Source organism: Chitinophaga filiformis, assembly GCF_023100805.1.
GTDB classification, from domain to species: Bacteria; Bacteroidota; Bacteroidia; order Chitinophagales; family Chitinophagaceae; genus Chitinophaga; species Chitinophaga filiformis_B.
In genome coordinates this window covers 5243126-5256280 of the sequence record NZ_CP095855.1, presented here as the reverse complement: position 1 = coordinate 5256280, position 13155 = coordinate 5243126, and the positions used below count along the sequence as shown (strand labels likewise).

Genomic DNA, 13155 nt, shown 5'->3' with positions numbered 1-13155 from the left:
CCCCATAAAAAGGGTTGGGCCTACTTATGCATTGGACCAGGCTACCGAAAGGTAGTTGGCTTTGTCAGAGCCGGAGCGACAATGCGGGTGGGTTCCGACCCTTATTATTTTCTCCGCACTTTAAATGCTTCCTCTACTAAAGTATTGCACTAATTTCTTACTTCTTTATTCCAGGGTTGTATCCGGAAGCGATACAAATAAAATGACGTCAGCAACTTTACGCAGTATGGTTATATACCATTACTGAATGGGGGATTTAGCGGCTAGCTATTTCAGTATTAGTCATTTCAGATAGACCAAAGATCAGGGCATATCCAGCATACGTCTGTGGAACTTCCTTTCCACAGCCTTAGATGTTATGCCCGTAACCAGGCATTGTTAACAAATAATATCCAATGAATACAACAATTGAAGCGTTAACTCAGAAAAAGAATTTCTTCCCGTTTTGTCTCTCGCATGAAGAGATAATGCATCCAATAGAAGTTTTTAACGATTTCTGCGATGCCTCCGATCTGCAAGCGGAAAAGCAACGGCTGGACAAGTTACTTAAGGCTATCTCCCGATCGGACGCTTATGATAAAAAGACCTGCTATGACCTGGTTGATAAAGAATACAGGAGACTGATTGAAGCAGCATTCCTATTGGTTCATAGCCACGCCAACAGGGAGATAGCAGTGGAACGATTCCTGGCATTGTTTGCACACGAGATCAAATCGCAACTTTCAGGCGCATCTCTGGCGGTGGAATCGTTAGTCGACAAAACCGATTCCTTCTTTGTGACCAGACCAGATGTCGCCTTTTATCTTACAACGCTGCAATCTATTCTTTCCGGCAGCATGTTTATCCTAAAAAATATGATCAATACCGCCTGTTTCAGAGATGAGTATTTCGCATTGAGAGCGGAGGTGTCACCCTTCAATATAGCAGCGTTCATTGATGACTGCACTGTTGCATGTCACATCCTTGATGAACGATTTAACAAAAACCTGATTGTCGAATTGAACAACCTGCAGCATAAAACCATTGTTACCGACAAAGTTAAACTGGGACAAGTAGTTCAAAACTTCCTCCATAATGCTTACAAGTATAGCGAGGGCAGAGAGATTCAACTAATTGCTGCAGAATCGGACGGCCATATGTCCTTCTCAGTCCTAAGCTACGGTCATACAATTTCTGCACAGGAGATCAATAAGCTGATGAGATTGTATTATCACGCCGGTCCCGGTGAAACAGGGTATGGGATAGGATTGTATCTATGCGAGCTATATGCAGAGACACTGGGCGGCAAGATCGAAATTACAAGTAATGATGGCCTCACCTGTTTCACCATCCGTATTCCATGCGAAATACGGGATTAGGTTATCAACGAGAATACCTGTACATCATTTTCTTTCAGAAGCGTTTTATTTAATTCTAAAATACAATACTATGAACAGCTTTCCGGAATGGCATCAAAAGCCACTCACACTTACTAAAGAAGAGATTGCGTCACCAATGGACGTAATACGCGATTTCCTATATTCTTATCCCTTGCCGGAGTTCAGAGAACATATCAAGGCGCTTCTCCTGATGGCATGTCACGATCAGGACTGCAATTCCGCCTTTAATATTATTTTCTGCGAGGACCTTACCCGCTTGGTTGAATCATGTTATATGCTAAAAAACGAAAATCATGGAAAAAGTAGTATCACAAGGAACTAACCGGTCAGATATCAGAAGGCGCAGGAGACGGATCTATAGATTTGAGGAAGAGTCAGCGGAGACGTCCTCCGGTGCTCCTGCCGGGAGAGGGGGTGAATCCACCGAAGGGGGAACAACAAACATTGAAATATCTAATAAAAGGAACGACAAATCGGGCATTAGCTTAGCCGCATCCTTTCCGGCTTATGTGGATTTTGACCACCCCTACCGCCAGCTGTTGATGGCAATAAAAACAAAGCCTTTCCTGCTGATGAGGGGGATGTGTGGATCGGGAAAATCACGTTTTGCGCGCGCACTGGCGTATCAAACATGTCCGAAACATCTGCTTTGGAATAAATGATGGTTTTTGACGGTATATCGACCATTATGGGGGCTGCTTTCGTGGCAAAACCCCGGGGCAACTTGATTATTCGTATGACTTCACTAATTTTGTCCCCTTACTGCTCTGCAGGGGGGATACGCAGCGTATGCCGTACCTATATTACTTTAAGGTTGATTAACTATGACAAGTCCAATGGAGATTACCGGCCCGGTCCGGAAACTGATCGATAAGATCGGGTCAGAATATGAACATGAAATTGTGCCTGTAAGGCCCGATCCGGTGGCGATGCCTGGTAACAGTTATGCTAATGTGGAGAATAAAGTTGCCAGAGACGGCGGAAGCCTTGTTTATGGATGGGCAGTTTGGTTAAGTGATGTTATATGCGAGGGCGAACACCATGCTGTATGGGAAGATGAGGAGGGGAACCTGGTTGATGTCACACCATCGCGCGTACCGGTGGAAAAGATATTGTTTATTCCTGATGACAGATTTACATACGAGGGAAAGCATATTGCCAATATCAGGAGTAGTGTTGTGGACAATCCGCTGGTGGATCATATCATTCTGTTGGCCGGAATGAAAGATTATTTGCTACAATTTGCTACCCGTGTGGGAGATGAGCAACATCATTTTAGCACATTTACAGGAAACGTCTACAATCATTATGACACCCTGTTCAACAATGCATTACTCTTTTTCAGAGAAGGAGGGAAGCTGGGAAGTACATGTTATTGTGGGAGCATGAAGCCATATAGTAACTGTCATGGAAAAAATCTGCCGGCTTCTATCGAGAAGGTGAAGGACACTGTGGTGAAGATGAACGAGCTTGCCAATGAAGAAAAGGAAAAGGCAGATGATAACTCATAAATGACTATTTTAAACTTTCAACAATGCCAGACATCTCTCTACCTGTGATCTTAATGCTGGAACACGATCCGGATGATCGATTTCTAACCACTACTGTTTTTGAGGAGCAGCAATACCAGGTACAGCTGGAATTTATAAATACCAGCAAAGCTTTATTTACTTACCTGGAGCAGTGCCGGCTCTCTGGCCAGCCATATCCTGCTGTAATACTGATCAATCTTAACATCACCCCACAGGACGGTAAGGAGGTACTAAAACAATTGAAGGCAGATATGGAATACCGCCATCTGCCGGTAGTTATCCTTTCAGAATCAAATGATCCGAAGATTGCGAAGGAATGCTACGCGCTGGGTGCCAGTTCATTTGTACAGAAACCGGACGCGTTTGACAGGACCAATGAAAAGATCCGCAATTTTTTCAAATATTGGTTTGAAACCGTAGTGTTGCCATAGGTGGTTTTTTTAGTACACTAACCTTAGGGAAAATACAGAACGGCGAGCTTTCCAGCCTGCCGCTCTGAAAGAAGCCCGGCCCTCTTGTCAAGGCGAGGTCAGCATGTAAACTCAACAGATGCACAGGTCCTGACTGTAAGGACACAGGTCCAATCACCTATTGTGGGCGCTTTTTTCTGGTCTGCTTGCGCATTTCCGTTCAGCTTTGCAATAATTATTTTATTCAGCTTTAGTTTTTTGGTTTCTTTTTTCATAATCGTTTGGTTTAGATGAAGGAAAATCTATCCTTAGTAATATAACTTTTATCAGTATGCGGGACAATCCCCGGAAAAGGGGAAATGCAGGGGGCAAGAAAGCATTACTAGGGATAAGAGGGGCTTTCTTGGCTTACGTTTAGATTTACGGGTGCTTTTTATCTGCTGTCTGTAATAGATCATATGCACCAAATGCTTTACCATTTTTAGGAACAGCGGATTATTTATTATTAGCTGTGTAGCCAGTACAGCCGGAACAGCCGTTTCAGCTATCAGCGTATACAGCAGAAATGCCTGCAGATGGATATCTGCAGGCATTTGGAAAATTACATGAGGGGATTTGTAATTAATTTAATACCAGCTCAATAACGGGCACCTCCACATTGGGTTTTTGTGCCGGCAGTTTGAGAATAAGATTGCTACCCGTACTATCCGTTTTATCGCGAAGTATTTCAGAATTATCATGGGCAAACTGGCAATATTTCACTTTACCCTTATACCCCGGCAAGATCAGCGTGCTTCCCGGATATTCCATTAAATGGACATACAGGCGTTTTGTAAGCGGATTATAGGTGAGCAGCGTGTTTGCCGGGGCCTTAAATGTGTCGGGCGCATAAGTACAGCCATAAATAGCACGGTTGTTGAATTTCATCCAGTTGCTGATATTAGTTAACGCGAGCTGTGCACGGTCGTCGAAAACACCGCGTGCGGTGGGGCCAACGTTCAGTATCAGGTTGCCACCCTGGCTAACAGAGGTGATTAGCAGCGCGAGCAGATCGTGGGTGCTTTTCCAGGTATTCTCATCCCTGAAATAACCCCATGAGCCGGAAAAGGTCTGACAGGTTTCCCAGGTTTGTCCCTTGAATTTTTCCAGTTCCTCCGGCTTTACCTGTTCCGGGGTGAGGAAATCAGCGCCGTCTTCATATGCTTCCAGTCCCAGGCGATTATCTACCAGTATGCCTGGCTGCAGCTTGCGAATGAGTTTCAGTAATTCTACTGAGCCCCAGTCTTCACTGCCTTTGCCATGGCCATTATTGCCGGGATAGGAAAAGTCGAGCCACATGATGTCTATCTTTCCGTACTTGGTCAGCAGCTCAGTGATCTGGTTCTTCATATACAGCCTGTATTTGGCCATGTCCCTGCCTTTATTCAGGCGGGCATAGGCAGTATCTGCGTCACCCGCCGGCTGTTGAGGATGATACGCGTCAATAGGAAAGTCAGGATGATGCCAGTCCAGCAGGGAATAGTAAAAACCTATTTTAATACCTTCTGCTCTGAATGCATCCACGAACTCTTTTACCAGGTCTCTTTTGGCAGCCGTATTGGTAGCCTTATAGTCTGTAAATTTTGAATCAAAAAGGCAGAAGCCCTCATGGTGTTTGGTGGTCAGTACTGCGTATTTCATCCCTGCTGCTTTGGCCGACTTCGCCCAGGCTTTAGGGTCGAACATATCCGGATTGAACATATCAAAATACGGCTGATACTGGTCATTTGTCAAACGTTCCCAGCGTTTTACCCATTCATGCCTGGCTGCCTGTGCATATAAGCCCCAGTGTATGAACATGCCGAAACGGTCGTGCGTCCACCATTCCATGCGTTTTTGTTTTTGAGCCGGTGTTTCATTGCCAATGCGTTTCTTTTCCTGGGCCTGTGCCTGTAACATCGTAATTGCCAGCAGGAAAAGAACGCCAAATCGATACAAGTTTTTTTTCATGATAGGAGTTTAGTTGAGTATGTCGTTATTTTATTCGTAGTGAAAAGTCTTCCCTTGTACTGTTCTTTCTGGCGGCGTTTACCTGTTTCACCTGATCTATTGCTATATCTGCTTTATAGCAGGGACTGGCTAATGCCTTAAATCCTTTAAAAGCAAAACAGGCGGGTGTAGGTGGAGCATCCTTGTGCGTTCAGTCGCAAATGACAATGTCTTCAGTGATGGACAGCCGATGCCAGACTTGGGTTACATCTTCTTTCAGCGTTTGGGTTTTCCGGTTGTTGGAAAAGTATCTATCGCCTGTGTGGCTGACCGGGAATGTAACCATTGAGTGTCATCATGAACAACTGTTCTTAGAATGGTCACAGCGTTCTTTTGTCAAGCCAGTCTTGACTTTAGAAAGTCGCCGTCGATAATCAGCAGCTTAACTCCTTCATCAGAAATAGACCGGTGGGAACTCAGATCGTCAGATACAACATAGGTCATACCCTTACTAAGGACGGTTTGTTCTCCGTTTTCGAGTTCGCTGATAAAAGTTCCTTCCAGGCAATGAACAATATGGCCTTTTTGACACCAGTGGTCAGCCAGGTAGCCTTTTGAATATTCAACCAGCCGGATCCTGAGCCCGTCAAATTGCATCGTTTGCCAGGTTGCAGTGCCTGTTGTTCCTGTATGTGTTGTTTTTTCGATAGTGGTCCAGTCTATCGTTTGAAAGGGTATGTTGCTCATATTTGGTTGACTGAATGTAGCTGTCAATGGAGACAGGTACGGGTGATGTTTAAAGCTAAGGAATTTAGCGCATTCCATGGTCATAATCATGAGTTTCGTGTATCCGGATAAGGAAGAATAGTATGAATTAGCGACGTGGGGGAGATTTGTTGAAAGTGACGCCATGTAAAAAAGGGGGATTTTAACGGGCAAAATTTATATTTACACAAAATATTTACCTCATTCTATGGAAGACGTTTTTTATCTGACCCGCGGCTGGAGGAATGCCACTTACATCCTGTTCGGCGCCCTGATATGTTTGTTTGTTAGCCTGTTGATCTATTCATTCTTCGATCCCTTTTTCAGGAGAGGTCTCTTTCTCATTTTACCTGTATCGCTCATTGCCATTGTTGTTGCTGTGTGTGGTATTCTTCAGGCGGATGAAAAGATCTTTTGGGATAATCACAGTGTCCGTAAGGTATCCAGGCTTGTGAACAGGGAGATCCTGCTGGCAGACATAAAGGGATACAAATTTGCCTGGAACTATCTGCATATCATTCCCTACAAAGGAAAGGGTAAAAGGATCCTGGTATCTACATATGTAAACGGTATGCGCCTTCTGCACGAGGAGCTGGCAGCCCGCTATCCGGATCTGAAACAGCAGGAGGACAATCAACAATAACTTTCTGCTAAAAGGATGTAATTTCCTCGATACTAACCGATAGCGGAAACGTTCATCCTACCGGTTGTCATATCTGCATATGGAAGGAGAGCGGCCAAGTTATCGTCTGGATCATCTTATTCAACAGATCAGCAACAGCCTGTTCCGTCCGGATGTTTCCTTAGGTGCGCGGTGTAAACAGGGTGGCACCTGACTTTGGGGATGATCAACTGCCAACCTCCATAGGTGACCAAGGCCCAAGCTTACAGGACGTGCATCAGGTTTAGCCTGATAGTGCAGATCAAAGAAATGTTCACTTAAGAATGATTCAAAGCCTTCATCTGGTCCATGGTATAGTTTTTTGAGTTCATCACGTATTTCCGGAATGAGTACTTTCTTTATGCCTTGTGAATTCGGTAATATCTCACTCGAGTCGCCATAGTAAGTGCATAAAAAGGTATCGGTTGGTATAGGGGAGCGATCTACATGAAAAGAATAAACATCAGTTGGAAAAAAGGGGTAGGCATCATCCCGCTCATAGTGCTTGATCACATTAAGGGTGGGCGATGCGCCATGAGCTTCCAATGCTTTCATGTCATTTAGAAGGATGTCACGGGCAATTTGTCCTTGTTCACTCAAATATAGTTCACGAAGTTCCTCTTCATCAATTGTTGTAATATTTCCGCTTAATCTGACCTTTTGGACAATCTCAGAAAAATCACCTGTTAGTTTACGAGACCAGCAGATCGCATTAATTTCTCCACTAAATGGCGTAGCAACAAGGTCCTGAAAATTCGTGACACAGCGAATTTGATGCTCAGCATGAGATAGATCTATCATGATAGTTGATATTCAAAATGTATGCTCGTTTGATAAGACGTATAGAAATAGCATCCGGTCAAGGCGGCATAAGTACTGATTTAAAAGCTTTTGATGAAGATAACAACAAAAAGCTAACAGATATCCCGATTTCCGCTGTCAGGCCCTTTTCGGGGATACAGCGCGTGTTATATCGAAAATTCGCTCAGCTTGACACTGCCGGGTGCATGAATTCCGTGGCTCAGCGTTTACTAACAGCCAAACAATATATCTGGCTTTGGCTACTGCTGTAGCGTGTTGTAACAGGTTTTATAAGGCGGCTATGGTTCCGGAAAATTCATCCCAGGCTTAAAAAAGATTTGTGGTTGTAAAGATAATCTTTAATTTAGTAGTCGCGACAACTAAATTAGATCTATGTCAGAACCAACACAACTCAGCTTTGTTTCACTTCAAGTGACTGATCTTGAAGTATCTGGAAAATTTTATACCGAGATTCTGAATTTTAAGCCAGTTCTGAAATCTCCACCCGGTGCCATTGTGTTTGAGCAAAAGAATGGTGCAGCCTTCGCTATCAGAACACCTATGATCGAACTTTCCAAGGCAAATTTACTCGGTTGGGGAGTAGCCGTATGGTTTGGAATAGGCGATCTGGACGCATTTTTGGCGGAAAAAGGTGACAAAATTTCTATCGTGAAGGATGTCCATCCAACGCCGTTTGGAAGGATCCTGGTTATATCCGATCCTGATGGTTATGCAATTACTTTGCAGGAAACAAAGGAAGATTAATGACAATAATATTTTGGGTCGTGGTCACGCAATGTGACCACGACCATGATGGCTGCCACGGCAAGTAGTGTACAATTAGGACGTTTGTTCTGATCAATAAGCTTCATTTTGATTAAATTATACATGCACATATAAGATGGATACACAGGATGAGATATTCTCCTACATTGAACCGGAAGAAAATAGCGGGTACCTGCTTTGGCAGGTTACGATGCAATGGCAGTTAAGCATGAACAGGGCACTTGGAAAGGTGGGGCTTACACTCACTCAATTCTCTCTGATGGCGGGTCTCTATTGGTTGACTAAGAAAAAGCAGGCAGTCACCCAGCAGCAGTTAGCAGATTACGCTAATACTGATAAAATGATGACCTCTAAGGTATTGGCGGCTCTGGAAGAAAAACAGATCATAGAAAGAGTAAAAGATCCCGGCGACAGTCGTGCGAAGCAATTAAAGATGACCGATAAAGGTATAGCGGCCCTAAGAGAGGCATATCGTATTGTTCAGCAAGTGGATGATGTGTTTTTTAGCGATGTAGTAAAAGATAAAGTGACATTCGATAGTTTACTTAAGAGATTGATTAAGTAAGATCTGAAATTCCCATTGGATGAACTTAGATGGAATAGGTGAGGGGCCATGTGCGCTTTTTTACAATTTTGGTTTCTTCGAACGCTTTTTCTTTGTTGGAAATAATAATTTATGAAGAACGTACTCGCCCTGGCTATGCTGATGGCAATAACACTAATTTCCAAAGCCCAAACCAATACTGATCCCTTGCAGCAAGCCCGTAAAGCGATCGAAGCCAGCAATGCCATCTATGCTGACCTGGCAAATAAGAATGATGGTTCAATCCTCACCAGATACACAGACGATGCCTGTCTGCTGCCTCCCAATTCAGCACCTGTATGCGGAAAAGAAAATATCGCGAAATTCTTTAAAGATGGCCCTAAAGTGCATGTCAAATTCACTATACAACATTTGTATGGTGATGCCAGCACATTCATTACAGAGGAAAGCTATTATGAAATGACAGACCTTAACGGAAATAAACTGGACGAAGGTAAGGTGATGGTGGTTTGGAAAAACACTGCTGATGGCTTAAAAATGCATAGGGATATGTTCAGCAGCAATAAGCCGGTGTCAAAGTAGATTTATAATCCAATATTTACGGCTTTCTGAAAGTCATCTCCATTTTTAATAAGTGTGCGCCTCACCTGGAGCGGTGTGATGCCGGTAAATTTTCTGAATTCTTTGATAAAGTGGGCCTGGTCGTAGTAGTCGCATTCATAGGCAATCGAGGTAAGCGATACGTCTGTAGAAAGTATTTGCCGTAAACTTCTATTGAAACGGTAAGATGCGTACAGTGTACCTGGTGTCAGGCCCACCATTTCAAAGAACTGTTTTTGAATATATCTTTTGGAAAGCCCGAGTGTAGATGACAGCTGATTAAGATCGAAGCCTTCACCTGTGCTCAGTATATGCCGGCAGATCAGGGATAGCTGCTGAACCTTTTGTTGTTTCTTCTCATGCTTTTTTAGTTTTTCAATAAAAAAGGATTCGATCAGATCTATCTGTTGGCCAATTGAGACTTTACTCATCATTACTTCATAGAGATCCCGCAAATCTCTGGCATACACATCCAGCAGATTGGTAGCTGAATTGGTAAAATCCGTAATTGGATTTGGGAAGAATACAGCACATGCATAAGGATACATTCTGGCTATCAGTATTGTAGTTCCTTTGGCTGCATTCAACCTGGTCGGAACTGTCAGATGCCCTAGTAATTCAAATGCAGGCGTGTCCCGGTATTGTCCGCCGATAATGGTGGCGGCATTACCATCTGGCATTTTAACAATGAAATCTACGTATCCACTTGGATAGAAAATTTCATTGTTGATATCCTTGTCGATGGTGATTACGGAATAATTCCTGATAAAGGGTTTCAATATGTCGCAGGGAGTGTATTGCAAGGGCAACTATTGGTTTGAATACAATATTAAATTACAGTATTAATTCATTCTTCCCAAACCTATTTCATATAAACCCTCCCTATCCGCGGGAATTCGTAATCTTTCAGCAAGCTATTCAATAGTTAAAGTCAAACAGTCAGGCATCATCAATTTTTGTTTCATTTCAGTTACAAGTATCCTTGATTTGGTTACGGGTGCAAAATGTGCAATGTGGACCTTTGCATCAGACAGTTAATCAAATATTTAATGGAAAATCAAACAACATCATCGATCAGGCCGGTTGCGCTTGTCACTGGCGCTAACCAGGGCGTCGGGAATGAGATCGCCAGGGCGCTCGTCGCCAATGGTTATATTGTATATGTAGGGTCGCGTAAAATGGAAAATGGCGAAAAGGCTGCTGCCGAAATAGGAGAAAATGCAAAAGCTATTCAGTTGGACGTTACCCGGCAACAAACCATTGATGCGGCAGTAGAACGCATAGGTAGCGAGTATGGCCGCCTGGACCTGCTGGTAAATAATGCAGGCATATCACATGGCGGAACAATCCCTAAAGGCGTGGAGGAACTCATGCTCACAGGGCGGGCCGTAAATGTATCTTTAGACGAAGTACGCACGGTATGGGAAACCAACGTTTTCGGTGTTATTGCAGTTACTCAGGCTGCTTTGCCCTTATTGCGTAAATCGGCGTCTGCACGTATCGTCAACGTATCCAGTGGGCTGGGCTCATTAACCTGGATATCTGATCCTCAGTGTTGGGCACGGGATAGTTTCGGAATAGTGTATGCTGCATCCAAAACCGCACTTAATGCAGTTACGCTTGCCTTTTCCCTGGAACTGGAAAAAGAAAACATTAAGGTCAATGCGGTAAGCCCCGGCTTTACAGCCACTGCACTGAATAATTTCCAGGGAACAGACAGCCTGGAAGTTGGTTCACGGGAGCCGATCCGTGTAGCACTGGAAACAGACGGCCCGACAGGAGGTTTTACCGGACCTGAAGGACCCTTGCCATGGTGATATAGCATCAGGTTACCCATTATCATTATCACTTTATTTAAACACTAAATATGACCGGTTGAGGAAAGGCTCCGGTCATATTTAGTATCTTACAGCATGAAAAGCAATATGCCCAAAATTGATAAACTGGAATCTATAACGGAGATCCACCGTTTGCTGGGTATTCCCGGACCTGCTCACCCGCTGATCAGTTTACTGGACACAAGGGACGAGCGGATCAATCTGAGCCGCTTGCCAGTTCGCTATGTAACTACCCTTTACAAAATCACATTTATCCGGAAGTTAGCCGGTAAATTCAGATACGGCCAGGGCTATTATGACTTTGACGAAGGGAGTATGGTATTTACCGCGCCTAACCAGATAGTAGGCAGTACTGCCAATTACAAGGGAAATGAGGGCTATTCGCTGATCTTCCACCAGGACTTTCTCCAGGGTTTCCCGCTTGCCGCCAAGATTAAACAATACGGGTTCTTTTCCTACGCTACGAATGAAGCGCTGCACCTTTCCGAACAGGAAAGAACAACTGTGTCAGCTGTTTTTAACATCATTCAGGAAGAGCTAAATAACCGGATAGACGACTTCAGCCACGAAGTGGTAATTGCACAGATCGAGCTGCTGCTCAGTTATGCCAGGCGGTTTTACAAGCGACAATTTATTACCCGGCGGGCAGCCACCAGCGATCTGCTGCAGCAATTCGAGGAACTTTTAAACGCTTACTTCAGGGAGGAAAAGGCGATATATGACGGCGGGCCTACCGTACAATACCTCGCTCAGCAACTGAACTATACACCTAACTATTTAAGTGATATGCTGCGGTCACTCACCGGGTTAAACGCCCAGCAACATATTCATGAGAAACTGATTGAAAAATCTAAAGAACTGCTCCTGACCACAAAGATGACCGTTAGCGAGGTGGCCTACCAATTAGGCTTTGAGCATCCGCAATCCTTCAGCAGGCTGTTCAAAAGTAAGACCGGGCAATCGCCCTTGGAGTTCAGGGCCGCATTTAATTAATAAATAGGTATGCGACATTATATTATATTTGGATGAAGCTGGTTGTAAGCCTCCGATATGCCAATATCGGTGCTCCGGTGCTAACTATAAACAGTTCGTAATGGTTGATATAAAGGATTTCGACAGCATTCCTGATTTGCAAAGTCCAAGACGCGTCATGAAGTATGTGCTGGTGTATTGTGAGACCGGCAAAGTAAACATGACAGTTGATGAGAAGGAGTTTTCTTTAAATAGTGGCCAGGTCATTACGATAACCTCCGGACAGATTCACAGGTTTAACGGTGCCTCGTCTGCAAAAGGCTTTATACTTGAGTTTACGTTAGATTATTTTGGGAAAGACGATAATGACATTGAACTCATTTTCCATAATGGACTATTCTGTCATTTTGCTATGAACGAGGTTATTACGGTGGACAGTAATGTGGTGGGGCAGGAACTCCGCCTTATACAAGCGGAGTTAATTGAACAGCCCTATCAATACCTTATTTCGGTTCATGCGCGTATTAAGTTAATACTGGTATCTATCAACCGGGCCAAAGTTGATCGGGGTGACGAAATCTGGAAACCCAATGCCTTGTTTTTGAAATTCCTGGAAGCTGTAAGGGATAATTTCGAACATAATTACCCCGTTTCGAAATTTGCCCAGCTGCTCGGCACTACCGACATGAAATTGAACGAGCTTTCAAAGATCCATGCCGGAAAGACGGCACAGCATGTTATTTATGGCCTGATCACCTCTGAGGCCAAAAGGCTCCTGACATATGAAGACCTGTCAGTAAAGGAGGTCGCCTATAAACTCGGCTTTAATGATCCGTTTTATTTCTCCAACTTCTTTAAAAAACAGACGGGTATATCCCCCAGCCAATACCCTGTATAAA

General features: G+C 43.9%; 16 protein-coding genes. 11 read left to right on the top strand and 5 right to left on the bottom strand.

Annotated elements, in window-relative coordinates; genetic code table 11:
- The first annotated feature begins 395 nt into the window (after window positions 1-395).
- The 4 genes from MYF79_RS20345 to MYF79_RS20330 all read left to right on the top strand — a co-directional run bounded on the left by MYF79_RS20345 (window position 396) and on the right by MYF79_RS20330 (window position 3342).
- Window positions 396-1358: a sensor histidine kinase gene (locus tag MYF79_RS20345; RefSeq protein WP_247809552.1), complete on the top strand. Its 963-nt coding sequence runs from the start codon at window positions 396-398 to the stop codon at window positions 1356-1358.
- Window positions 1359-1672: 314 nt separating this feature from the next.
- Window positions 1673-2041, top strand: coding sequence for a hypothetical protein (locus MYF79_RS20340; RefSeq protein ID WP_247809551.1), 369 nt, complete (start codon window positions 1673-1675; stop codon window positions 2039-2041).
- Between the two features lie 162 nt (window positions 2042-2203).
- A complete protein-coding gene (locus MYF79_RS20335) occupies window positions 2204-2890 on the top strand; it encodes a hypothetical protein (protein WP_247809550.1) in 687 nt (228 codons plus the stop codon).
- A 23-nt stretch (window positions 2891-2913) separates the two neighbouring features.
- A complete protein-coding gene (locus MYF79_RS20330; RefSeq protein WP_247809549.1) occupies window positions 2914-3342 on the top strand; it encodes a response regulator in 429 nt (142 codons plus the stop codon).
- A 98-nt stretch (window positions 3343-3440) separates the two neighbouring features.
- Here MYF79_RS20330 and MYF79_RS20325 read toward each other — a convergent pair whose 3' ends face one another.
- The 3 genes from MYF79_RS20325 to MYF79_RS20315 form a co-directional block, all read right to left on the bottom strand.
- Complete coding sequence (locus MYF79_RS20325) at window positions 3441-3596, bottom strand: hypothetical protein (protein WP_247809548.1); 156 nt, start codon at window positions 3594-3596, stop codon at window positions 3441-3443.
- A gap of 346 nt (window positions 3597-3942) precedes the next feature.
- Window positions 3943-5310, bottom strand: a complete 1368-nt coding sequence (locus tag MYF79_RS20320) for an alpha-L-fucosidase (RefSeq protein ID WP_247809547.1) — start codon at window positions 5308-5310, stop codon at window positions 3943-3945.
- A 375-nt stretch (window positions 5311-5685) separates the two neighbouring features.
- On the bottom strand, window positions 5686-6120 hold the full coding sequence (locus MYF79_RS20315; protein WP_247809546.1) for a DHCW motif cupin fold protein: 435 nt from the start codon (window positions 6118-6120) through the stop codon (window positions 5686-5688).
- A gap of 142 nt (window positions 6121-6262) precedes the next feature.
- Between MYF79_RS20315 and MYF79_RS20310 the strand changes: the two genes are divergently transcribed.
- A complete protein-coding gene (locus MYF79_RS20310; RefSeq protein WP_247809545.1) occupies window positions 6263-6697 on the top strand; it encodes a hypothetical protein in 435 nt (144 codons plus the stop codon).
- Between the two features lie 120 nt (window positions 6698-6817).
- On the opposite strand, the gene MYF79_RS20305 is transcribed toward MYF79_RS20310, so the two are convergent.
- On the bottom strand, window positions 6818-7516 hold the full coding sequence (locus MYF79_RS20305; RefSeq protein ID WP_247809544.1) for a DUF1826 domain-containing protein: 699 nt from the start codon (window positions 7514-7516) through the stop codon (window positions 6818-6820).
- Between the two features lie 393 nt (window positions 7517-7909).
- Between MYF79_RS20305 and MYF79_RS20300 the strand changes: the two genes are divergently transcribed.
- The 3 genes from MYF79_RS20300 to MYF79_RS20290 all read left to right on the top strand — a co-directional run bounded on the left by MYF79_RS20300 (window position 7910) and on the right by MYF79_RS20290 (window position 9428).
- On the top strand, window positions 7910-8281 hold the full coding sequence (locus MYF79_RS20300; protein WP_247809543.1) for a VOC family protein: 372 nt from the start codon (window positions 7910-7912) through the stop codon (window positions 8279-8281).
- A gap of 136 nt (window positions 8282-8417) precedes the next feature.
- The gene (locus tag MYF79_RS20295; protein ID WP_247809542.1) at window positions 8418-8867 is read left to right on the top strand and encodes a MarR family winged helix-turn-helix transcriptional regulator; all 450 of its coding nucleotides are present in this window, start codon (window positions 8418-8420) and stop codon (window positions 8865-8867) included.
- A 111-nt stretch (window positions 8868-8978) separates the two neighbouring features.
- Window positions 8979-9428 (top strand): YybH family protein, encoded by a 450-nt coding sequence (locus MYF79_RS20290; protein WP_247809538.1) that lies wholly within the window; start codon window positions 8979-8981, stop codon window positions 9426-9428.
- A 2-nt stretch (window positions 9429-9430) separates the two neighbouring features.
- Here MYF79_RS20290 and MYF79_RS20285 read toward each other — a convergent pair whose 3' ends face one another.
- A complete protein-coding gene (locus tag MYF79_RS20285; protein WP_247809537.1) occupies window positions 9431-10249 on the bottom strand; it encodes a helix-turn-helix domain-containing protein in 819 nt (272 codons plus the stop codon).
- A 246-nt stretch (window positions 10250-10495) separates the two neighbouring features.
- Between MYF79_RS20285 and MYF79_RS20280 the strand changes: the two genes are divergently transcribed.
- The 3 genes from MYF79_RS20280 (at window position 10496) to MYF79_RS20270 (ending at window position 13154) form a co-directional block, all read left to right on the top strand.
- Window positions 10496-11263 (top strand): SDR family NAD(P)-dependent oxidoreductase, encoded by a 768-nt coding sequence (locus MYF79_RS20280; RefSeq protein ID WP_247809535.1) that lies wholly within the window; start codon window positions 10496-10498, stop codon window positions 11261-11263.
- 96 nt (window positions 11264-11359) lie between these two features.
- The gene (locus tag MYF79_RS20275) at window positions 11360-12277 is read left to right on the top strand and encodes a helix-turn-helix domain-containing protein (RefSeq protein ID WP_247809528.1); all 918 of its coding nucleotides are present in this window, start codon (window positions 11360-11362) and stop codon (window positions 12275-12277) included.
- Between the two features lie 100 nt (window positions 12278-12377).
- A complete protein-coding gene (locus MYF79_RS20270) occupies window positions 12378-13154 on the top strand; it encodes a helix-turn-helix domain-containing protein (protein ID WP_247809526.1) in 777 nt (258 codons plus the stop codon).
- Window position 13155 lies beyond the last annotated feature (1 nt).